Raw genomic sequence first — 21,108 nt, forward strand, 5'->3', positions numbered from 1 at the left:
CGGCCGTTCTGCAGAGTAACGGTCATCGAGGTCAATGCCGGATCACATCCCTCCATCGGTGGTGCGGTCGGCAAAATGGCGCCTATCTCAGCCACTGGCGACGGTGCAAGATCTCGGCGGTGCGGGGCGGGAGGTCTTCTTCGACTTCGGCGTCGTGGTTGGCGAGGATGCGTTTGATGTAGGCGTCGGCTTCGGCGCGGTTGCCCTGAGCGTCGCAGGCCGCGACGAGGTCCAACAGGGGAACGTCTTCGCTGCTGCCTGCCTTCAGGGCGATATGGGCGGCGCTGGCCGCCAGCTCCGGTTCGCCTGCAGCGAGGTGGTGGGTGGCGACGATGTGTGCGACGTCGACGATCATTCCGGCGTAGATGTGGTCGAGGGCGTCGTCAGCGAGCCACCGATAACCCTCCGGTCGGCGCTCGGAGAACGGCACGCCGACGACCAGGTCAAGTGCGGCCCACAGGTCGGCGATGCCCTCGGCTCCTCGAGCGCTGCCGCGTAGCCGCAGCCGGCGGAACAGTTCGGCATCGACGAGGGCTTCCTCGAGGCGGTACGGGTTGGCAAGCCCCGCGCCGATGCCTTTTGGAAGGTGCTCCCGTCCGGTTCGCTGGTTGATGCCGAGCCATTGGCGCACGATCGAAATGGACTGCCGCGCCTTGGTCTTGCTGGCGATGTTCGGGTCGTCGGGCCAGAGGGCGGTGCCGTAGGTCTCGACCGACACTCCGCTTGGACGGGTGGCGAGGTAGGCCACGATCTCGGTGTTCCACAGCAGCCGGGGGTTACGCTGCGGCAGCGACCCCTGAGCGGTCACGCTGACCGGTCCGAGCAGCCGCACCTTAGGCTGGGTGCAGGCTGGGTCGTGCCAGGCGGCCAGGTCACGATCCAGCTCGGGGTCGATGCTTTCGACTTGTGCCCTGGTGGCCTGGTCGACGTGCGGGACGAGCGCGTCCAGGTCCGCACGGGTGGTCGCGGTCTGATCAAGGTAGGTGTCCGGCGGCAGCGGAAGCAACGACTGTGGGACGGTTAGCACCGAACCGGCTTGGTCCCCAGCCGAGTGCATTGCGGGAATGTCTGCACTCTCTTGCTTGGTGCCGCGGCTGGCGTCGGGCACCGGAGCGGGGCGTGTAGTCGCCGCAGATACGGCCTGGGAGTGGCGCAGGTTGCCGGCGGCGTCGGAGTACTCATCCCACGGCTTGTCGCCTGCGGCGTCCGGGACGGGGTTGTCTTCAGTGGTGGCGGCGAGGGCGAGCATCTGCGCGAGCTGTGCCGCTTCGTCGGCCGGAATCTGCTGCGCGATCAGCTCGACGTCGAGCGTGGGGATGCGAAGCGTTCCGTGTTCGTCGATCCTCAGCTGCCATCGCGTTGCGTCGGCGTGGTGAGGATCATCGATCAGGACCAAGGCTGTCGCGGTCCGCGACGGGTGCGCCCGCAGGGTGGTGAGCAGCTGGTCGAGCCCTTCGGTGTCCTCTGCCGCGCTGGGAGCGATGAGGAGGACGTGCGGCACCCACGCGTCGCCGGCGATGTTGTGCAGCCGGCCGGCCAGCACGTCGATGCCTGCGTGGCGCAGCGCGTCGGTGGTGGAGGCAAGTTCGCCGTTCAGTGACGCAATCGCCTTGTCGAAGTCCTCGGTGTGGGTCAGCCGGCTCGGATTGATGTCGGCCATCTCCTTGCCGAAGCCGACGAGGGTTACCTGCAGCATCTCCGACCAGGCGTTGTGCGCGAGCTCTGCGGCGAGGAACCGTGCCAGGTTCAGGCACTTTTCCGAGTCTCCGGACAGCGACATGGCGCCGATCCGTTCCAGGTCGAGCAGCCAGTGCTCCCCCGCCGCGGTGTAACCGACCGATGCGAGAGCCGGGAACGGCGCGAAGTGATAGGCCCGCGCGGCCGGGTCATAGCCCAGCTCATCGCCGCGTCCGATCAACCAGCGGGTGCCGGTCTCGTCGACCACCCACGGCTCGGGGGCATCGGGCTGGGCACCGGTCAGCACCAGCTCTAATGTGTCGGCGGTCATCCGGACTGCGACGACGTCCGGCAGGCGTCCGCTGTCAGTGGCCGCCAGCGAGTGGACCAGGCCGCGCAGCGCCGCGTTCAGCCAGGTCACGTCGGCCATCCCGGCCATGCCGGTGGACAGCAGCGCATGCTCGACGCGCTGCAGCTCCGGCGGTGTCGGGCTGATGGTCCGGCCGGGATGCCGCCACCGGAACTGACGCCGCCGATAGCGGAGAAGCGCGGCCAGTGAGACACCTGCCAGCAGGATTCCTCCGCCTGCGAACGCCTCCATCAGTGTCTGGGAGGAGCTGCTCGTGGAACGGCTGGCCGCTGGGCTGTCGTGCTGTTCGTGGCGGGATGCGGCAGGAGCCGAGGGCTGGGCTGGTGCTGGCGAGTGCCCGGCCGGGGCCTGCCGGTCCGGTATCGGCTCGGCAGGCATCTGTCGCCCGGGCGTATTCGGCGTCTGCTGGGTTGGCCTCGATGGTTTCGCCGGGTGGTTGGTGGGCGGCTGTGTGGTCAGCGTGGCGACTGGAACTTTGACGGTCCATCCGGGCTGGATCAGGTCGGGGTTCGTCAGATGCTGCCCGCCCGGCTGGGCCATGCCTTTGCTGGCCTCCCAAACTTGGTGCCAGTCCGCTACGCCGTGCGCCTCGGCGATACCTGACAGGGTGTCGCCCTCCTGCACGGTGACATCCTCGACCTCGCTACCGTCAGCGGTCGGTGCCGCCGCCGACGCGGGGGAGCAGGAGCGTCCAGCCGGGCTTGAGCAGTCCCGGGTTGGTCATCACTTCACCATCGGGTTGGGTGCGGCCGCGGTTGAGGTCCCAGATCTGTTGCCAGTGCTCGCCGCCGCCGAGACGGGCCTCGGCGATGTCCCAGTAGGTGTCCGGCCCGCGACCGTCAGCGGGAACGACGTAGCTGACGGTCCGAGGCTGCGCGGTCCCGGTCTGGGAGCTGCTCTGCGTGCTGGCCTGCTGCGGTGTGTTCGCAGTCGGGGGAGCGGCGGCCTGGCCGTGGGCGTGTGCCGACGCTACCGCCGCCGCTGTATGGACGGGTGGGGCGGCCATCGCTTGCGCGGGGCTGGTCAGCGCTGCGGTGGCGGTGCCGAGCAGCAGCGCAGCGCTGACGAGGGTGTGGGCGAGGTGCTGGGACGGCCGCGGCACGAGTGGGATGCGGGTCGGGGTCGGCACATGCCTGACCGCGGCGCCGATCTCGACGAGCACCGAGACCGCGAACTGCGCCCAAGCCGCCCACACGATGACGGCGAGCAGGTCGATGAGGACCGTGTCGGTCAGGTCACCGACCTTCAGATCTGCCCAGCCATGCACCGGGTTGCCGATGGTGGCTGCCATCGCGATCGGGATGCCGATGACCAGGACCGCTAGAACCAGGGTGGCGCCGAGCGCCCTCAGGCGACGCATCAGGAGCCTCCGGTGGTGCCATGCAGGGCGGTCGCTGCCGCGGTGGCCCTGCCTTTGATCGGCCCGACCCCGAACGCCGACAGGATCGTGGTGTCCTTGTGCACGACAACGGTGACCGACACGCTGGCGCCGTCGACGTTAACTGTGCCGGTCACTCCCGCTGTATCAAGAACCCGGTTGGCCGCTGCCTGCGCGGCCGCCGGCGACGCGGTCAGCCCGGTCGGGCTTCCCCGCAGAGACTCAGGCGACAGCGCGTCCGCGCCGGCCCGCGCCGCCTGCTGAGCCACGTCGGCGGCCTGCTCCCGTGCGGCGAGGGCGTTGCCACCGTCGATGACCAGACCAGCCATGGCTAGCAGCCCGACGGTGATCACCACGACGTACAGGGACACGAACCCGGCCTCGGCTTGCCCGCGCAAATGAGCCCGCCTTCCGCGCACCACCGGGGGGAGGCGGGTGAAGGGTCGCCAGATCATCCCCCGCCTCCGAACTGCCGGTACTGCTCCAGCGGCACGGTGGCCGATGCGGTCAACGTCTTGCGCCCGGGAAAGCCGACCACGGTCAGGTCGGACAGGTTTGTGACGCAGCTGATGGTCACCTCAACCTGGCCCCCGGCGTAGAACTGTGAGGTGTCGACCGTCGGCGGCGAGGGGGATTCGCAGCTGATCCCGGCCTGCGCCAGGTTTGCGGTCGCTTCTTGCTGTGCCGCGGTCTGCGCTTCTCCGGGTGTGTTGGCCAGCGATGCCGCCCGCGCGGCCGCGGCTGCGGCGTGCTGTACTTCCTGCCGGCCGTGGGTGACCCGGCCGAAGCCGACCACGAGCAGGACGAAGGCGAGCAGGAACGGTGTGATGAGAACCAGTTCCAGGGTGCTGAACCCGTCGTCGCCGGTCATCCGGGCGGCGCCTGCGCGGACACGTCGCAGCATCCTCTTCACCGGCCGGTTCCGAACGTCTCGACCGGGCCGGTGGCCTGCTCGGTGACTGAGAACGACCCGAACGGCACCACCGAGGCGACTTCGGCGTGGCAGACCATGACCACCGTGACGGCGCTGCGTTGCGCATCGCAGTTGCGGGCCGCCAGCAGCTTGGGTGCGACGTCGGTCAGGTACTGCTCGGCTGCGGTCTTGCCTTGTGCGGCGGAGGCTTGGTAGCCGCGCGCCACCCGCAGACCGTCCCGGGCGGCGGCCTCGGTGACGTTGCGGGCGTGGTACAGCATCACGTACTGCACGACGATCATCGTCAGACTGACCACCAGCGGGATGACGATGACGGCCTCGACTGTCGAGAACCCACTGTCCCGATCACGGCAAACGCCTCCGATCACCCGCCGCCATCGGCTACGTCGTGCGTGACACGTCCACTGAAGGTTCATGGGGTTCGGGAGTCGCCTACTGGACGTTGACGCTGTTCGCGCCGTCCTTGGCCTTGTTCATCAGGATCGTGGCCACCACGATCGCTGCGACGATCACGACGCCGGCGATGGCCACCCATTCCAGGGTGGAGAAGCCTGCGTCGTCGCCGGACTCCGCGCGGATCCTGCCGATCCGCTCGGCGGCCCAGGCGCCAAGCAGCTGCAGCTCTATCAAGGTGATTCCTTCCTCAGGGGTGAGGTACTTCGTGGGTGAGGGTGGTAGGGAGCTAGAAGTTGATGTTGACGAATGCGGGGTAGCCCACGAAGACCATGAATCCGACGGCGATGAGCATGTGTGCCAACCGCATCGACTGGTTGCGCTCCTCGGCGTTGCCTTCCTCATCGGCCAGTCGCGCCCGGCGCATGGACGCGGCGCGTGCGGTGAGGGTGGTCCGGACCTGGGCGCCGTCGTCGGCGACGAGTTTGATGAGCGCGCCGAGCTCACGTAGGTCCGGCACGGCGATGCGCTCACCGAGCTGGCCGAGGGCGTCCCACTCGTTCTGCCCGGACAGCCGCGCTCGGAAGAGGGTGTCGCGGATCAGCATCATCGGCCAACCCCCACCACGCTGCGCCGCCTCCGGCAGCGCGGCTGCGGCGGCCGCGTGCCCGGCCATCTTCAGCGACACCAGGTCGAGGAAGATCGACAGCTGCTCAGTGAACTCGGCCCGCCGCTTCGTGGCCTCCTTCCGGATGTCGAGGTCCGGCGCCACGAAGAGCGCGACGGCGACGATCATGGCTACCGCCAGGGGTGCCCCGGTCGGCAGGCCCACGCCGGCGAGGTACCGCAACGTCGCCAACGCCACCAGCCCGATCAGGAACCCGCTGACCGACGCGATGACCTTGCGGCCCATCAGGGTCTCGAAGGACTGGCCGGTGAGCGCCAGATCGTGGCGCAGGCTCGTGTATCTGATTCCGCGTTTGGCCAGCTCCGCGCTGGCCCAGGCGCCGATCCGGCCCTGGGTGTCCGACGCGGTCGGCGACGAGGCCACCGCCGTGTCCGAGGCGCGGTAGTGGGCGTAGAACTGGCCGAGTTCGACGATGGCGCTGCGCTTGGGCGGCACGATCTTGAGGATCAGCGAGAACAGCATCGCTCCCAGCGCGGCGCCGACGACCGCCATTCCGATCACCGGGCACCGGCCCGCGGAGTGCCCGCCATCGCCGCCGGCTCCGGACCGGTGGTCAGCGCCGTGATGAGCCGCTGCTCCATCGGATCGACCTGCTGCCCGGCGCGCGGCAGGAACGGCGTTGCGGGCTTGGCCGACGCCAACTTGCGGATCCAGGCGAAGGACGTCGCGAACAGACCCATGACGACGGCGAGGACGACCTGGCCGGCCACCGACCGGTAGGGGGCGGTGTAGGTGTGGGAGAACAGCACCAAGAACGTCGCGACCGCCAGCACGATGCCGAGCATCAGCTGCACCGCGCGACGGTCACCGGCCCGGCTGGCGGTGATCTTGCGGCGCAGGTCCAGCTCTTCCCGGCCCGCGACGGCGAGGTTGGTGAGCACGCCGACCAGGCCGTCGCCACGGGTGCGGACGTTCATCTGCAGCGCGGCGATGATCAGGTCGGCCGAGTGGTTCAGCTGCTCAGCGAGATCCTGCAACGCCTGGTCCAGCGGCACCTTCGACCGAAGCTGCCCGGTAAGCCGCAGCAGCGCAGGGCGGATCGCGGGTGCTGCGTTCTGCGCGGTCGCCGGGATTGCCTGCTCCAACCCGGCGTGGCCGGTCGTGGTGTCACGCAGCGCTTCACACCAGGTCACCACCGCCTCCAGGCGCACGATCTGCTGCTGCTCTTCTTTCGAGCCGCCCATCAGGGCCGGCCAGAACGCCACCAGCCCGCCGAGGCCCACCGCGGCAACCGGCCATCGGGTCACCACAAAGATCAGCACCGCGAGCAGCAGGCCAGCGGCCAGGCGCAGCATCAACAGCGGCGACCGCGGCCGTTGCAGCAGCGCCTGAAGCCGGTTCGGCGGCCGGGTCGGGTCCGGCACCGTTCCGCGCACCGCGACAACGAGCAGCAGCACCGAAGCCCCGATCCCGCCGCAGATCAGCGCCGCGAACAGCACGTTCAGCCCGGGCACGTTCACCACCCGCCCTGCTGGTTCGCCGCCGCCCAGGACGGCATTCCGTCGGTGTAGCCGGCCCGGGCCAGCTTCGGCATCCGCCCGATCGCGACCTCCGGGTTGCGAACCGCGCGGCCGTCCTGCGGGGAGGGGACAAAGATGTCGGACCGCCCGACTCGGCCGTTCATCACACCGCTGACCTCGACGATCTCGGTCACGGTGCGGCGCAGCCCCAGCTTCGGGTTCTTTTCCACGAACACCACGAAGTCGATCGCCCCGGCCATCAGTGAATGGGCGACCTCGAAGGAGGGCATCGCGTTCTGCACAGCGTAGGTCGCGATCCTGTTGAACACCTCGGACGCGTCGCGGGCGTGGATGGTCGACAGTGACCCGTCATTGCCCTGCGCCATCGCCGACAACATTTCGACGACCTCCGGTCCGAGCACCTCTCCGACGATCACGCGGGAGGGATTCATCCGCCGCGACCGGCGCACCAACGTGGCGATGTCCAGCCCGCCCCGGCCTTCAGCATCGGACAGCACCTCCTCCATCTCACGCACGTCGAAGTGCAGCTCCGGATGACGCCCCAGGCCCAGCTCCAGCGCCTTCTCGATGGTGATCAGCCGCTCCAGCGGGTCGATGCAGTTGATCAACGCCCGGAGCAGCGTGGTCTTGCCCGCGTCGGTGGCCCCGCCGACCACGATGTTGCAGCGGGCCCGGACTGCCGCGTGCAGGAAGTCGGCCACCTGCTCATCGACCGTGCCCAGGCTGACCAGATCCGGCAGCCGCTCGCCGCCCGCCTTGCTCGCGGCCTCAGCCAAATCCGGGCGCAGAAACATCTGCGGATAGCGGTTGCGCCGGATGCTCACCGACGGTGTCTCAGTGGCCGACATCACCGCCGACAGCCGCGACCCGTCCTGCAACCGCACGTCCAGCTCCGGAGCCGCGGGGCTGAACGGCCGGGCATTCATCCCCGCGTAGGACCCCAGGTTCTGCACGATGCTGATCAGGTCCTCGTCCGTGGCCGCGACCGGCCGCCACAGCTCCTTGACCCCACCGGCGTAGGTGACCCAGGTCTGCTCGCAGCCGTTGATGTCGATGTTCTCGACCAGCTCGTTGTCCAGCAGCTCCTGCAACTCCCCCGCGCCGTAGATCGCGCTGAAGATCGCCGCCCGCAGCCGCGTCTCGAACGCCGGATCGACCGGCAGCTCCTCACGACGGGCGAGCAGGTCCTGCAGATGCTGGGACACCACCCGGCGGATGATGCTCTGCGCCTGCTGCTGCTCATCCGCCGAAGTGCGCACCGGCCGCCCGGACGCCTGCAGCTCGCGCCGATCCGCGAGCTGCGCGTCCGCGACCTGGCCCTGCAGCTTGCGGATCAGCGTGTAATCCAGCAGATCGCTCACTGCGACCACCCGCCCACGTCCATCCACGGCGCCCCACGAGTGGCCGGCGCGTCGAGAGCCTGCGACGGCGGACCTTGACCAGTGGCGGGATCGGTCGGCCACCAGGCCAGCAGCGTCCGGGTGAGCTCGCGCGCCGACGCAAGCAGGTCGCCACCGAGAAGCTTCTTCGTCAGCTGCCCGTCCCTCAATGCCTGCACGCTGCGCTCGTCCTCAGCGATCCAACCGGCCACCGGGATCGTCGACGTCGACGCCTCAGCCGCCAGGAGCTCCTTCACGTCGCGGAGTCGGGCCGAGTGCTGCCGAGCCGGGCAGATGATCGCTACCGCCAGGGGCGACCGGCCGTGGGTGCCCTGACCGAGGCGGACGGCGAGCGCGCCGGCCCGCTCCCGCAGGTGGTAGAGCTCTTCCGGAGTGCACCGGGCAATGAGCAGCACGATCCTCGACGCCGCGGCGACCGGCCCGGCCGAGCTGTCCTCCTGCAACCGCCCGAGATCGGCGATCACCGCACCGGGCCAATGGTCCACCGCCGCGGCGACCGCCGGCCACTGGCGGGCGATCAGCGCGAAGTCCTCGGTCCGCATGTCGGTGGCCGGAATGACCGGCACCCCCAGGCTCGTCTGATGCGCATAGCTGAGCAGCGATGCCGGCAGGTTCCCGCTCCGCCCGTCGACTGCTAACCCCCGCAGCCCGGATTGCGGCGGGAGCAGCTGCCCCTCCGGTGTCCGCAGCCGCAGCGCCGCGTCACCGCCGGACGGGTCGGCCTCCAGCAGCACCCGCTCCCCCGGCCACACCATCCCCAGAACCGTCGCCGTCCAGGACACGCCGGGCGAGCCTTTGTCCGCGCACACCGTGATGATCACCGGCCCACCAGGATCAGCGCGATCAGCCCGGCGTTGCTGGCCACCGCGACCGCGCCCGCCGCCGACTTGGGCACAACCAACGTCAACAGCGTGCCACCGGACCGCGACGGGTCATTGGTAGAGCTGTAGACCGTCGCGCTGTCAGCCAACATCGACGGAGCAGGAGTCGCCGCGCTGCTGCTCGCGTTGTTCTTCACCGGCAGCTGCAGCACCTGCACCATGTCACCCGGGTTCAGACCGTCGGCCGGAATCTGCCCTGGGCTGACCGCGACACCGACCTGCGCGGCCGAACTGGTCAGCGCCGGCGCCGAGGTCACCATTGCCCGCTGCAACAACGTGTTGGGCAGCAACTCCACCACCGCCGTCTGGCCGACAACGGAGTCAAGATTCGCACCGCCGATCGCGGTCACGTTGCCCGCGATCTGCACCGTCGACAAGTCCGAACGCTCGATCGTGTGACCGACCGGCACGCGGGTCGTGACAACGACGACCGGCACCTTCTTCCCCGCCTGCGAGTAGAAGTACGCGCCCAGAGCGGCGAGGCCGACGATCAGCACCACCGCCAGCGCGGCATAGCCGGGCCGCTTCTGCCGGATCGGCAGCGGTGCGCCCACCCTGGCGACCGGCAGCGCGCCGTGGCCCGTCATTGATGCCGCGGCGTCATTTTTCAAAGACGTCATGCGTGCTCCACTCGGCTACCGATTCACGGTCTTGATTTGCAGCACATTCAGCTGGCCCGAAGTCGAGGTGGACAGAGCAGCAATCTCGCCACCGGAATTGCCGGTGCCCGTCCACGTGATCTTCCAAACGATGGTCTGCGTCGAGGTGATCGGATGGCCGTAACCCGGACCCGTCACGCGTGAGTACCGATAACCGCACGCACCCTCGCTCGGTGCGCTATCACCGTCTGACTCCAACCACGGCCTCCCCGGACCGGCGCAGGACTGACTGCCCGATCCATCACCTGGGTCGAAGGACAATGAGCTCGGTGTGGCAGTGACCGTCGCGGTCAGCCCTGCCGCCGATGCCGTTGCAGTCAGCGGCCTCCAGATGGCCGGGTCCGTCCAGTAGTAGGTCCACAACCCCACATAGGTAAACGGGTAACCGTTGTAGCGCTGGGCCTCCGACGGCGACCGGTGCCCCGATGGACGAGGAAATACGATCGAGTCGAACGCCCGCTGAGCGAGCGTCGCAGTTGTCACAATCACTGGACAGCCGCTTCGCGCAAGATTCCCATTGACGAGCACGGCCTGCGCAGGAGTCAGGTTGTTGACGCTCGGATACTTCAGCCCATCGAGGATGTCGCCCAGGATGGCGTTGCAGTACTTGCCTTGCAACTCATCTGCGCACGCGCGCGAAACTGTCGGTGGCCTGTCTCCATACACCGCATCCGGATACACCGCGCACGGGTCCTTCGAGACTCCGCTGCTACCACCGTCACCACCGGCGCCGGTGCTCCCACTGCCGCCAGCACCGAGGCCGCCGACGCTCACCGTGCACGTGGGGTCCTTCAGCACGTTGCAGCCGCCGCTCCCGCCGTCGGCATGTGCTGACGCCGCCGAAACGATGTAGAGCGCGAATAGGAGCACCATCAACAGCCACGCGGGGCAGCTACGGCGCACCATCAGCCAGTGCACGTCTTGCTCGCGTTCTGGACGACATCGGACAGCTTCCAGTGGTCACCGACCTTCACCATCGGCAGGATCAGCAGATAGGGCGGCGGCGGATTGCGTTTAACTGCGGCAGCCACAGGTTTGCCGTTCGACACCGTGTACTCGACGTATGGGTCGGTTGTCGATAGCAGCGGGCAGCTCTCCAAGAAGATTGACTTAGCCGAGAAGATCTGCCGGACCTTCACGCGGGGGTTCGGAGCCGTACCCCGGTAGGCGAGTCCTGACTTCTTCATGCTGGCGTAATTGCTGTCGAACAGGATTTTGGCTTTGCCTGTCAAGTAGCGGTCAAGCGCTGCGATATCAGCATGTGCCGGATCTCGGTCCGCAGCGCCGGACGCGTTGTAAAAGGCGATGTAGGCATCTACTGCGCGCTGCGCCTGAGGCGTGACGCTCGGAGTCGGTACGCCAAGGGAGCCGGGGGGCGTCGTCGTCCTGGCAACGGAAGTTGTCGAGGTCGAGGGGGTAGCTGATGCGCTTGTCGACGGCCCCGGATCAAGACTGGGTGTTTGGATGCGTACGCCGCTGGTACTTCCGCAGCCGGCGAGAAGCACCGCCGCCAAGAGCACCGGCAGCCCAGAGCGCACCACACGACCTTGTCCAGCCTGCCCGGATATCATCACGCGTCCTCTCAGAGGTGACTGCACGCATTCGATGTTCATCCTGTCATCACGACTTCGGACCTTTTACGCCTAAAACAATGTATGTGAAGTTGATCACGGCGCAGCCGCGCCTTGTCGGGTCGAAGCCCGTCAACCGGCGGCGGTAGTGGTCGAGTACCCGGTCGAGACCAGTTCGATCAGTGGGCGAGAACTCCACGGAACAACCGCGCGTCAGGTGCCGTGAGCGCTGCGTCCCCACGGCCCTGCTCCGTCCGGCCCAGCGCGATGTCATCCCTCTGCGTCCCTCCGTCATGGGCTGCTCATGTCGATGACGGTCTACAGAGCTGTTCAACAAACCGTCACCCCAGTGGGGTGACGGTTTGCAGACCTTCACTCCGCAGGGGGTGAGTCCGGTGGAGAGGCCTGGCCCGGTTAAGCGGCTGGCGACCGTGGTACTTCCTGAGAGCGGACCGGGCGAATCAGCCGCTCAGCGGCTGGGTTAACCCCGTCGGCGCTCATCGACCCTGAGTAGCTGACCGCGGTCGGATCGAACAGCGCCTTCAACAAGCACCGCTCGCTGCTGGATCGCCCACTGATGGGCTTAGTCGTTTGCCTTGGCTCGTATCCGAACATGAACCTCGCAGGGCGAGCCAGCCCCGCACCGTGTGTATGCCGACCTCGCCGAATGGGGCGCGCCCGGCTCCAGACGAATAAGGACGACGGGCCTAGAAGGCTTCGGATGAGCGGTTCATCTCAGTCATTCGTTATAACGCTGTTACCCGGATGACTGGCACCAATCAGCGATCTCCTTCACCTGATCCTAGTAAGCGGACGAACCGCGACCGCCCGTTCGAAGGAATCGAGATGCCCGTCCTTGGCCCAGACGATGACCTACTCACTACGGCAGAGGTCGCAGTCATTACCCGAGCCCCTGCTTCCACGGTTCGCTATTGGCGTCACATCGGTAGCGGCCCGTCGAGCTTCCGGCTCGGCAGGCGCGTGGTGTATCGCCGAGGGGACGTGCATGCGTGGATCGCCGAGTGTGAGCGCAACCAGACCGTCTGTCGGCCAGCGAGCTGACGCTCTCGCTCCGGTGCCGCGTCGCGTTCGATCGGGGTCAGCGGTGCCGTGGGCCTGTCAACCCCACCCCATACCCTCCGCTGCAATGGAAAGGGGTGGAAAATGGCGAGTGTTCAGGATCGCTGGTATGCCGAGCAACGAGGCATCGACGGCCAGGTCATCAGGACTGCGACCTCGCGCCACGGCACGGGTAAGCGTTGGCGCGTCCGGTACCGGACTCCGTCCGGGGACGAGCGAAACAGATCGTTCGCACGTAAGGCCGACGCCGACCGGTTCGCAGTCAACGCGGAGTCGTCGAAGCTGGACGGCACGTACGTCGACCCGGTTCGGGCGAAGATCACGGTCGGCGAGATGGCATCAAAGTGGACGGCGTCGAAGTCAAGCTTAAAGAAGTCCACGCAAGCGACCTACGGCAACGTGATGAACGAGCACGTCCTGCCGCGTTGGATCAAAGTTCCGCTCGCGGCCGTCGAATTCGAGGACGTGCAGTCATGGGTCGCTGAGCTGGTCGCATCCGGGTTGTCCGGCGCACACGTCCGCAAGATTCACTTCATCCTCGCCGGGGTGCTTCAAATGGCCGTCAAGAGCAAGCGACTGCCAGCCAACCCGGCGAAGGGAGTTGATTTACCTCGCGCCAACTCGAAGGGCAAGAAGTACCTCAACGTGCAGCAGGTGGAGGTAATGGCGGTGGCGGCCGGCACCGTTCCAGCAGGTGCGCCTCGTCGTGGATCCTTCACCCATCGGGATCAGTACCGCCTGGCCGTCTTCATGCTTGCCTACTGCGGTCTTCGGTGGTCTGAGATCGCTGCAATGCGAGTCGATTCGGTAGACCTGTCGCGGCGGCGCATGCACGTCAAGGCGGCGGTCGTAGAGGTTGATCGCGCAGGCCTTGTATGGGGCATGCCGAAGAGTCACGAGGCCCGCTGGGTGCCGATCCCCGGCTTTCTGGCCGACGAGTTAAGTGTCTACATCCCGAGCAAGAGCCCAGACGATCTGCTGTTCACCTCACCGGACGGCCAGGTGATGAGGAACCGAAACGCACGGCGGGGGTGGTTCAACCATGCCGCAGCCCATGCAGGCGTCCCCGGGCTCACACCGCACGAACTCCGGCACACCGCCGCCAGTCTCGCCGTGAAGGCGGGCGCCAACGTCAAGGCGCTGCAGCGAATGCTGGGCCACGCCTCAGCAGCGATCACGCTGGACGTCTACGCCGACCTCTTCGACGATGATCTCGATGCTGTCGGGGGCAGCCTTGATGCGCTCCGACGCGATTACCTCGTGGCCCCAGTGCGGCCCGAGGGTTTGTGAGCGATCTCCGATCAACCTCGTGAAACCGCCAGAGGACCGGATTACAAGGGCTGTAGATGGTGGGCGATACTGGGATCGAACCAGTGACCCCTGCCGTGTGAAGGCAGTGCTCTCCCGCTGAGCTAATCGCCCGCACCTGGTGCGGTTGGAACCTCGCTAGCTTACATGGCGCCCGCCGGAGCCCGAGGGCACCCACCGCGGGCTCCGGAGCAGTCCGGCAGGAGTCCAGAACCCCCTCGCAGAACCCCGCCGGACAGCCGTAAGCGCTCGACTCAGAAAACCGTGATCAAGAAGAACGCGGCCACCCCGGCCAGCACCAACAGCCCGCCCAGGCCGATCAGCATCCGGGTCATCAGCGAGCGGCGTTTCACCCACTCTGTCCACTTATGCAGCACCCCGCGCCCGTACTCCAACAGCCGCTGGGCCCAGGTGAACTCGGTGGCCCACACCGCGACCCCGACGAACACGATCAGCCAGCCCGGCCCCGGCAGCGGGATCAGCACCGCCCCGACGACCACGATCACCAGGCCCAGGGTGCCGACCATGATCCGCCAGGCCAGCGCGCCGCCAGGGATGCACCTGACCTTGTTGCGGATCGGGCGCAGCCACTTGGGCGGCTGCGGCCCGGACTCGTCGGGAGGCGTGGCGCATTCGTCCTGCTCGGTGGTGCTCCCCACCGGGTTCTCAGCCACGCGTGCTCCGCTCGTCCTGCCGCCGGCCCCTGCACCGGGCGGTCTCAATGGGTGGCTGAGCCTGCTGTCAGGTCCAACGCCCGGCACCATTCTGTCAGCTTGACCCCGTTACCACGTCAGTCTGCGAGCCCTACTTTTCACCCACCGGTCACCCTGACCCGATGGGTGACGGCTGGCTGAGGTCGAGAATCCCCGCAGCGGCTCAGCCCTGACCGGGCTGCTGCTCGCCGTGCTTCATCTCGGCCTCATAGATGTGCGCGGCGCCCCCGGCAAACCGCTGCCGGACGTCGGCCTCGACGGCCCGGAACGGCTGCCAGTACTGGGCGTCGTACTGCTCGACGATCTGGAACGTCCAGCACCCCGGGATCACGTCACGGCCCACCAGCACGTCGGCGACCTGCCCCGCCGTCTCGTGCTCGCCGGCGTCGCGCAGCGCTTGCACCGCCTCCTGCAGGACCCGATCGGCCGTGCCCGAGCGGCGGTGAAAGGTGTAGAGCAGCCCCCGGGCCTCCTCCACCACCTCCAGCGCCTCGGACAGCTTGCCCAGCGCCGCCACCAACTCGTCGCTGGCGCCGGGCGGGCGCTGCTTGGCCACCCGCCGCTCCGGGTGGGCCGCCCGGCCGAACCGCTGCAGCAAGTCCTCCCCCGTGTCCGCCATCAGCCCAGGCTCCTGCCGCCAGGGGCGTTCTTGCGCAGCGACCGGCGCAGCTGCATGATCCGCAGGGTGCCGGGGATCGCGACCAGCAGCATGCCCAGCACCGCCGCCAGCAGCAGCGCCAGCGCGAGCGAGAACTGGCCTTCCCAGCCGAAGTAGTTGAGGGTGACCCGCCGGGAGTTCTGGGCGATGAAGATGATCAGCAGGATCACGAACAGCGCGGTCGCGATCAGCCCGATCCAGACCCCGCTGGTCTTGGTGGCCCGGACGTGGCCCTTCTCGTTGAAACCCGGGGCCGGATGGCCCGAACCGCCTGACACCGGAGCCCCGGCGGGGGGTGCGCCCAGCGGCTCGCGGCCGGCCGTCGCGGCCGGGTCCACACCGAGGGACGGTGGGGTCACGCGTGGCCCGGTGCCGGGTGGGCCACCGAGGTCAGAACTGGATCGAGGCAGCGACGGATCGTAGGGATCGGTCATCTCAGAACTCCTTCGACGCCGCGCCGATACCACGCTGCTGGACATCTCACGGCCTGAAAGACAACGCTACTCGGTAGCTGCCGTGCCACCTCGCGGACGTGCCGACCGGCCGGCCCGGCTCACCAACGCCGCTCAGACCGCTAGGTACGGCACCCGGTCGGCGGCCAGCAGGGCGCTGACGCAGCGGTGCGCGTCATGCACCGGCCTGGAGTGGCCCCCCGGTGAGGGCACGAGGTGGTTGTAGAAAGTGGCGCCCTCGCACAGCGGGCCGAGCACCCACAGCCGCGGGTCGGCCCGGCCCTCGACATCGATCGGGTGCTGGTTCGAGTCGATGTCGATGCCCACCAGCTGCCGGCTGCCCGGCTGGTGCCGGCGGATCCAGCCTTTGCCGAACAGCGAGTTCAGCAACGGGCTCGCTGAGCTGTCCACCGCCGGCGGCTCCACCCAGGCAGCGGCCAGCCAGTCCACCTCGCGGCTGTGCGGCTCGCTCAGCCGGCTCGAGGTCAGCTGCCAGCGCCCCGAACCGGGCTGCCAACGCGCCGACGGGGCCGGCCCGAACGGCGCCGAGGCCACCCCGGCCTCCAGCAACGCCAGCAGTTCCAGGTGCCGCTCGTACTGCGGGCCGACCACCGCGCGGTTGAACACCGGCACGACCCGGGCCGCGAACTCCTCCAGCGAGGCCGGCGTCAGGCCGCCGAAGTCCACGACGTAGCGAAACTGCTCGCGCAGGTCGCGCAGCACGTCCAAGGCCCCCTTCAGCGGGCTGCGCAGGAACCCGTGCACTCCCTCGCGCAGGTCCTGACCGACCGCTGTCGACAGCCATCGCTGGTAGGAAGCGCTGCTGTGCAAGGACATCCCGGCTGAGCCGTCCAGGGCCGACACCGGGTCGAAGCGGCCGAGCCGGGCGTCCAGGGCGTCCAGCGCCGCCACGATCCCGGTGGCGCCCGCCAGGTCCGCCGCTTGGCTGAGCTCACCGGCCAACGCCGCCTCAGCAGCCGTACCGGCACACCGGGCCTGCGTGCGCCGGTACGCGATCCGCAGCTCGGTCAGCACCAACGGCCAGACATCCCGGTCGAAATCCAGCGGGCCCTGCCGCTGCAGCCGGGCCAGGTCGATGGCGTCCCGGGTGAAGACCAGCGGCCGGTACCGGGCGCCGAACTCGACGACCTTGGGCCGGGCCCGGCACGGCAGGCCCGAGCGCGAGTAGAACAGCAGCTCCGGTTCCCGTCCGCTGGCCTGGTAGCGCAACCGGTCGCCGTCCGGCGTGAACCGACCGCCCCGGCCGACCGTGAGGCAAGACATCACGTCCATCGCCGACAGCCCGAAGCCGCCGATCGCGACCCCCTGCCCGCCGGTCACCGCGGCCAGCCGCTCCGGCAGCGGGTACGGCTCGGCGATGATCCTCTCAGCTCCGGGCCCCTCGGACCCGGCCCGCAGGTTCGGGGTGTAACCGGTGGTCAGAAAGGCGTGCTGGACCGACAGCCGGGAGCCGTCGGACAGCGTGATTTGCAGCCCGCCATCGAGGTCGGAGTGCAGGTCCAGCGCCTCGGCCTGGTGCAGGCGCACCGTCACCTGATCGGGCAGCCGGGTCAGCAGGCAGTCCAGAAACCACTGCAGGTACTGCCCGAGCAGCCGGCGCGGCAGAAAGTCGGTCGGCCTGATCGGCCGTCCCGTCGCGCCCACCGTGAACCCGTCCTCGGCGATGCGCAGGCCGCGCCCGACTGCCCATTCATAGAGCGAGGGACCCGGGTCGCGCACCTGGTCACCGACTGTGCAGGCATCGGGGAACATCGACACCTGGGCGCAGGTGGTGTTAAGCAGCAGGTAGTCCGGCTGGTGCTGGGCGTGCACCCCCGCGCCGTCGCCGACCGGGTCGATCACCTCGATCCGGACCGGCCGGTCCGACCCCGCCAGGGCGATCAGCCGTTCCAGGACGCCGAGCCCCCGCGAGCCCAAGCCGATGATGGCCACCGACGTCTCAGCGGTCATGACCTACCTCCTCGCCACCATCAGGAATCAACCGGATCAGCTGCTGAGCCGGATGCGCACCCGGCGGTTCTGCCGGCCCTTGTTCTCCACCTTGTAGACCTGCACCCGACCGATCTGGCGGGTCGAGGCGACGTGCGTGCCGCCGTCGGCCTGGGCGTCCAATCCGACGATGTCCACGATCCGCAGCTCCTCAGTCTCAGGCGGAAAGACCGCCTGGGTGCGGATGATGTCGGGAATGGCCAGCGCCTGCTCGCGTGGCAGGTACCGCACCTCGATCGCCCGGTCAGCGGCGATCTCGGCGTTCACCGCGTCTTCCAGGCTCTGCTTGAAGTCCGCGGGGATGTCGGGCAGGTTGAAGTCCATCCGGGCCTCGCCGGGCTCCATGTTGCCGCCGGTGACCAGGGCGCCGAAATCGCGAAACACCGTTCCGCACAGCACATGCAGCCCGGAATGGGTTCGCATCAGGGTGCTGCGCCGGACGTCGTCCAGCGCGCCGTGCACCGCGGTGCCGGCCGGCGGAACCGGGTCCTGCGGGGCCGGCAGCAGGTACAGGTCATCGCCCTTGCGGGTGCCCACGATCCGGGTCTGCACCCCGCCCCACAGCAGCACGCCGTGATCGGGCGGCTGGCCGCCACCGCCGGGATAGAAGGCCGACCGGTCCAGCACGATGCCCGCCTCGGGGTCAGCGGGATCAGACCACAGGACGGTGCAGTCCCACTCCCGCAGGGTGGCGTCCTCCCAGTCCAGCCGATGAGTGCCGTGCGAATGCTCTTTCACGTGTTGTCAAATACCTCTTCCGGCCAGCGAGGCAGGGACGATCCCGACCTCGATCAACGCCATCGCGCGCTCGGCTCGCTCCGCCGAGACCCAGCCATCCTCGCCGGTGCTGATCAGGTAGCCAAATCGGTCCTTGAACGAGTTGCGGACGCTGAGCTGCTGACCGAGCTCGACCGTCAGGACCACGTCGCGCACCCCCGGCTGCCGGCTCGCCTCGGCCAGCCCGCCCAGCTGGCTGAGCCGCCCGTCCTGCTCCGGCAACAGGAACCGGATCGAGGCCCCGCCCGAGCGCACCGGCGTCACCGGCATCGGCAGGCCGGCTGCCCGGGCCACCGTGTGCCGCACCAGGTCCACGCCGCAGGCGAGTTCGACGATCCGCGGGATCATCCCGCCCGCCAGCCTCGGGTTGACCTCGATGATCCGGATTCCATCGCTGGTCCAACGCAGTTCGGTGTGCGCCGGACCCCAGCCCAGGCCGAGGGCGCGCAGCGCGGCCACCGCCGCCTCACTGAGCTGGCGCCGGTGGTCGGCGGTCAGCCTGGCCGGAAAGTCATGGCCGGTCTCGACGAAGTACGGCTCGGGACCCAGATGCTTGCCGGTCACGCCGACCACCTGGTCATCCAGCGTCTCCACCGAGAACTCCGCGCCGTCGAGGTATTGCTCGATGAGCACCTCTGACTGCGGCGGCAGGCCGAGGGTTGCCGGGTCGGCGTCGAGCACCGCGGCCGCGGCGGCCTCAACCTGCTCGGCATCGGCGCAGCGGCGCACCCCCACCGAGCCGGAGCCGGCGGTCGGTTTCAGCACCACCGGAAAGCCGATCCGGTGAGCGGCGGCGACAGCGTCAGCACAGCTGCGGGCGGCGGCGAAGCGTGGACCGGCCAGGCCCGCGGCCCGCAGGATGCGTCGCTGGCCGGCCTTGTCGCGGCAGGCTCGCACCGCTGCCGGGTCCGGGTGCGGCAGTCCCAGTGCGCGGGCGGCCTCGCTGGCCGTGGCCACCGAGTACTCCGAGCTGCTGGTCACCGCCGACACCGCGCCCGCCAGGTCCGCGCAGGCGCCGAGCACCGCATCGATTCTGGTGGTGTCGAGCACCCGGTACTCGATGTCGTCCGTGCTCAGGTAGGGGTAGCGGTCCGGGTCGCGGGTCAGCACCACCGGCCGCATGCCCAGTTCCCGCGCCACCGTGCAGAACAGCCGTCCGGAACCGGTGGTGTTGCTCTCGACGAGCACGAACCAGCCGCCGGTCATCCGGCGCCGTCCGGCCGGGACAGCAGGGACCGCACCGCCGTGTCCAGCTCGACAGCCGACTCCTCGACCGTTCGACGCCAGTCGCCCAGCCACTGCCGGTAGCTCTGCCAGCTCGCGCACGCCTGGCCGAACGGAGCCTCGAAGTCACCGGGGCCGCCGCCGTAGCGCTGTGACGCGACCAGCTCGCCCAGGTCGAGGTCGGTCAGGCCGATGCCGTCCAGCCAGCCGGGCGGCCCGAACTCGGCCAGCTTGGTGGAGCCCGCCTCGACGGCCCGGCGCACCGCGTCACCGACCAGGTGGTGCGCGCTGCGAAATGGCATTCCTTGGGACACCAGTCGATTCGCGATCGCCGTCGCCGCCGTGAAGCCGCTCTCGGCGCGCTCGGCCATCCGCTCGGGCACCGGCCTGGCGCCGCTGATCAGCACCTGGCTCAGCAGCACCGCCTGCTCGCCGGCCCGCAATCCCTGCCAGATGCTGGCCATCGCCTCGGTGCCGACCTCGATGGAGTTGCTGAACGGGGCGCCGGCCATCATGCCGGCCGCCGCCGTCCAGGCGCCGATCGCCTGACCCGGCTTGGCCTTGAGGTGCTCGAGCAGGAACGCGTTGCGCTTCTGCGGCATTGCCGAGCTGCCGCCGACCAGCCGGTCCGGAAACTGGATGAAGCCGAACTCTGCGGTGCTCCACAGCTGCAGGTCACTGGCCAGCCGGCTCAGGGTGATCGTCAGGCCGCTCACCGCGCCGAGCATCCTCAGCGCGGCGTCACGGCTGGCGATCGCGTCCAGCGCATGCGGGTTGCCGCGACTGAAGCCCAGCAGCCGGGCGGTCAGGGCCGGGTCGATCGCGAGGTCGGTGCCCGCGACCGCGCCCGCGCCGAGCGGGCAGCTGCGCAGTCCGGCCGCGGCCTGGGCCAGCGCCTCGAGATCGCGCTCGACCGCCAGCGCCACTCCCAGCAGGTAATAGCCGTAGCTGACGGGCATCGCCGCCTGGTAGTGGGTGTAGATCGGCATCACCACCGACCGGTAGGCCCTGGCCCGCGACAGCAGACCTGCCTTCACCCTGGCCGCCTGCTCGCCGAAGTCCAGCAGCCAGTCGCGCAACCGCAGGGTGGTGACGCAGGCCTTGAGATCGTTGCGCGAACGCCCGGTATGCAGCACGCCGCCGATGTCGGGGCCGAGCTTGTCGATGAGGTATCCCTCATACATCAGGTACAGACCGCGTGGCGCCGGCCGCCCGAACAGCGGCTGGAATCCCTGCTCGGACAGCTCGGCGATGCAGCTGAGCAGGCTGCCGGCCGCCGCCGGTGAGATCAGCCCGCTGGCGGCGAGCATGGCCAGGTGCGCCTGGTCGACCCGGACCATCAGCTCGAGCTCGGCCGCCACCTCGGCCGGCGTCAGCTCGCCGTAGACCACCTGCCGGGTGCGCGGTGAGATCTCGGCTACCAGCCGACCGGTTCCGCTCACGGCAGACCCCGG

General features: G+C 68.8%; 21 protein-coding genes and 1 tRNA gene. 1 reads left to right on the forward strand and 21 read right to left on the reverse strand.

The annotated features are described in order from the left end of the window. Positions 1-82: 82 nt before the first annotated feature. From VF557_14790 to VF557_14850, 13 genes are all read right to left on the reverse strand, one after another. Positions 83-2,671 (reverse strand): hypothetical protein, encoded by a 2,589-nt coding sequence (locus tag VF557_14790; GenBank protein ID HEX8081476.1) that lies wholly within the window; start codon positions 2,669-2,671, stop codon positions 83-85. 25 nt (positions 2,672-2,696) lie between these two features. Continuing rightward, positions 2,697-3,407 (reverse strand): hypothetical protein, encoded by a 711-nt coding sequence (locus tag VF557_14795; GenBank protein HEX8081477.1) that lies wholly within the window; start codon positions 3,405-3,407, stop codon positions 2,697-2,699. After that, positions 3,407-3,796: a pilus assembly protein TadG-related protein gene (locus VF557_14800; GenBank protein HEX8081478.1), complete on the reverse strand. Its 390-nt coding sequence runs from the start codon at positions 3,794-3,796 to the stop codon at positions 3,407-3,409. Before VF557_14800 ends, VF557_14795 begins: the two co-directional genes overlap by 1 nt. Positions 3,797-3,876: 80 nt before the next feature. Then, positions 3,877-4,296: a TadE family protein gene (locus VF557_14805; protein HEX8081479.1), complete on the reverse strand. Its 420-nt coding sequence runs from the start codon at positions 4,294-4,296 to the stop codon at positions 3,877-3,879. Positions 4,297-4,334: 38 nt separating this feature from the next. Then, entirely contained in the window at positions 4,335-4,775 is a 441-nt protein-coding gene (locus VF557_14810) for a TadE family protein (protein HEX8081480.1), read from the reverse strand. A 16-nt stretch (positions 4,776-4,791) separates the two neighbouring features. After that, entirely contained in the window at positions 4,792-4,989 is a 198-nt protein-coding gene (locus VF557_14815; protein ID HEX8081481.1) for a hypothetical protein, read from the reverse strand. Between the two features lie 52 nt (positions 4,990-5,041). Beyond that, positions 5,042-5,932, reverse strand: a complete 891-nt coding sequence (locus VF557_14820; GenBank protein ID HEX8081482.1) for a hypothetical protein — start codon at positions 5,930-5,932, stop codon at positions 5,042-5,044. A gap of 5 nt (positions 5,933-5,937) precedes the next feature. Further along, a complete protein-coding gene (locus tag VF557_14825; protein HEX8081483.1) occupies positions 5,938-6,894 on the reverse strand; it encodes a type II secretion system F family protein in 957 nt (318 codons plus the stop codon). 2 nt (positions 6,895-6,896) lie between these two features. Next, positions 6,897-8,282: an ATPase, T2SS/T4P/T4SS family gene (locus tag VF557_14830; GenBank protein HEX8081484.1), complete on the reverse strand. Its 1,386-nt coding sequence runs from the start codon at positions 8,280-8,282 to the stop codon at positions 6,897-6,899. Continuing rightward, entirely contained in the window at positions 8,279-9,142 is an 864-nt protein-coding gene (locus VF557_14835; GenBank protein ID HEX8081485.1) for a hypothetical protein, read from the reverse strand. Before VF557_14835 ends, VF557_14830 begins: the two co-directional genes overlap by 4 nt. Beyond that, positions 9,139-9,822, reverse strand: coding sequence for an SAF domain-containing protein (locus VF557_14840; GenBank protein ID HEX8081486.1), 684 nt, complete (start codon positions 9,820-9,822; stop codon positions 9,139-9,141). Before VF557_14840 ends, VF557_14835 begins: the two co-directional genes overlap by 4 nt. Positions 9,823-9,837: 15 nt before the next feature. Beyond that, complete coding sequence (locus VF557_14845; protein ID HEX8081487.1) at positions 9,838-10,779, reverse strand: hypothetical protein; 942 nt, start codon at positions 10,777-10,779, stop codon at positions 9,838-9,840. After that, positions 10,767-11,474, reverse strand: coding sequence for a hypothetical protein (locus VF557_14850; protein ID HEX8081488.1), 708 nt, complete (start codon positions 11,472-11,474; stop codon positions 10,767-10,769). Before VF557_14850 ends, VF557_14845 begins: the two co-directional genes overlap by 13 nt. Before the next feature lie 1,122 nt (positions 11,475-12,596). Between VF557_14850 and VF557_14855 the strand changes: the two genes are divergently transcribed. Further along, positions 12,597-13,802 carry a site-specific integrase gene (locus VF557_14855; GenBank protein HEX8081489.1) on the forward strand — a complete coding sequence of 402 codons (1,206 nt, stop codon included), beginning with the start codon at positions 12,597-12,599 and terminating at the stop codon, positions 13,800-13,802. 57 nt (positions 13,803-13,859) lie between these two features. On the opposite strand, the gene VF557_14860 is transcribed toward VF557_14855, so the two are convergent. From VF557_14860 to argH, 8 genes are all read right to left on the reverse strand, one after another. Continuing rightward, positions 13,860-13,934 (reverse strand) — tRNA-Val (locus VF557_14860). Between the two features lie 140 nt (positions 13,935-14,074). Beyond that, entirely contained in the window at positions 14,075-14,494 is a 420-nt protein-coding gene (locus tag VF557_14865) for a TIGR02611 family protein (GenBank protein HEX8081490.1), read from the reverse strand. A 202-nt stretch (positions 14,495-14,696) separates the two neighbouring features. Next, complete coding sequence (locus VF557_14870) at positions 14,697-15,152, reverse strand: hypothetical protein (GenBank protein ID HEX8081491.1); 456 nt, start codon at positions 15,150-15,152, stop codon at positions 14,697-14,699. Next, positions 15,152-15,625: a lipopolysaccharide assembly protein LapA domain-containing protein gene (locus tag VF557_14875; GenBank protein HEX8081492.1), complete on the reverse strand. Its 474-nt coding sequence runs from the start codon at positions 15,623-15,625 to the stop codon at positions 15,152-15,154. The genes VF557_14870 and VF557_14875 overlap by 1 nt, the downstream gene beginning before the upstream one ends. Before the next feature lie 132 nt (positions 15,626-15,757). Next, positions 15,758-17,614, reverse strand: coding sequence for an FAD/NAD(P)-binding protein (locus VF557_14880; protein ID HEX8081493.1), 1,857 nt, complete (start codon positions 17,612-17,614; stop codon positions 15,758-15,760). A gap of 36 nt (positions 17,615-17,650) precedes the next feature. Continuing rightward, a complete protein-coding gene (locus tag VF557_14885; GenBank protein ID HEX8081494.1) occupies positions 17,651-18,391 on the reverse strand; it encodes an alanyl-tRNA editing protein in 741 nt (246 codons plus the stop codon). Positions 18,392-18,397: 6 nt separating this feature from the next. Continuing rightward, positions 18,398-19,636 carry an ATP-grasp domain-containing protein gene (locus VF557_14890; protein ID HEX8081495.1) on the reverse strand — a complete coding sequence of 413 codons (1,239 nt, stop codon included), beginning with the start codon at positions 19,634-19,636 and terminating at the stop codon, positions 18,398-18,400. Further along, positions 19,633-21,096, reverse strand: coding sequence for an argininosuccinate lyase (argH, locus tag VF557_14895; GenBank protein ID HEX8081496.1), 1,464 nt, complete (start codon positions 21,094-21,096; stop codon positions 19,633-19,635). The genes VF557_14890 and argH overlap by 4 nt, the downstream gene beginning before the upstream one ends. Positions 21,097-21,108 lie beyond the last annotated feature (12 nt).

The organism is Jatrophihabitans sp., from assembly GCA_036389035.1.
GTDB lineage: Bacteria > Actinomycetota > Actinomycetes > Mycobacteriales > Jatrophihabitantaceae > Jatrophihabitans_A.

Bases quoted from the DNA above. Each gene is read 5' to 3' on its own strand.
- VF557_14795 (HEX8081477.1), bottom strand. From the start codon at position 3,407: ATGCGTCGCCTGAGGGCGCTCGGCGCCACCCTGGTTCTAGCGGTCCTG.
- VF557_14805 (HEX8081479.1), bottom strand. From the start codon at position 4,296: ATGACCGGCGACGACGGGTTCAGCACCCTGGAACTGGTTCTCATCACA.
- VF557_14810 (HEX8081480.1), bottom strand. From the start codon at position 4,775: ATGAACCTTCAGTGGACGTGTCACGCACGACGTAGCCGATGGCGGCGG.
- VF557_14820 (HEX8081482.1), bottom strand. From the start codon at position 5,932: ATGGCGGTCGTCGGCGCCGCGCTGGGAGCGATGCTGTTCTCGCTGATC.
- VF557_14840 (HEX8081486.1), bottom strand. From the start codon at position 9,822: ATGACGTCTTTGAAAAATGACGCCGCGGCATCAATGACGGGCCACGGC.
- VF557_14850 (HEX8081488.1), bottom strand. From the start codon at position 11,474: ATGAACATCGAATGCGTGCAGTCACCTCTGAGAGGACGCGTGATGATA.
- VF557_14855 (HEX8081489.1), top strand. From the start codon at position 12,597: ATGGCGAGTGTTCAGGATCGCTGGTATGCCGAGCAACGAGGCATCGAC.
- VF557_14870 (HEX8081491.1), bottom strand. From the start codon at position 15,152: ATGGCGGACACGGGGGAGGACTTGCTGCAGCGGTTCGGCCGGGCGGCC.
- VF557_14875 (HEX8081492.1), bottom strand. From the start codon at position 15,625: ATGACCGATCCCTACGATCCGTCGCTGCCTCGATCCAGTTCTGACCTC.
- VF557_14880 (HEX8081493.1), bottom strand. From the start codon at position 17,614: ATGACCGCTGAGACGTCGGTGGCCATCATCGGCTTGGGCTCGCGGGGG.
- VF557_14890 (HEX8081495.1), bottom strand. From the start codon at position 19,636: ATGACCGGCGGCTGGTTCGTGCTCGTCGAGAGCAACACCACCGGTTCC.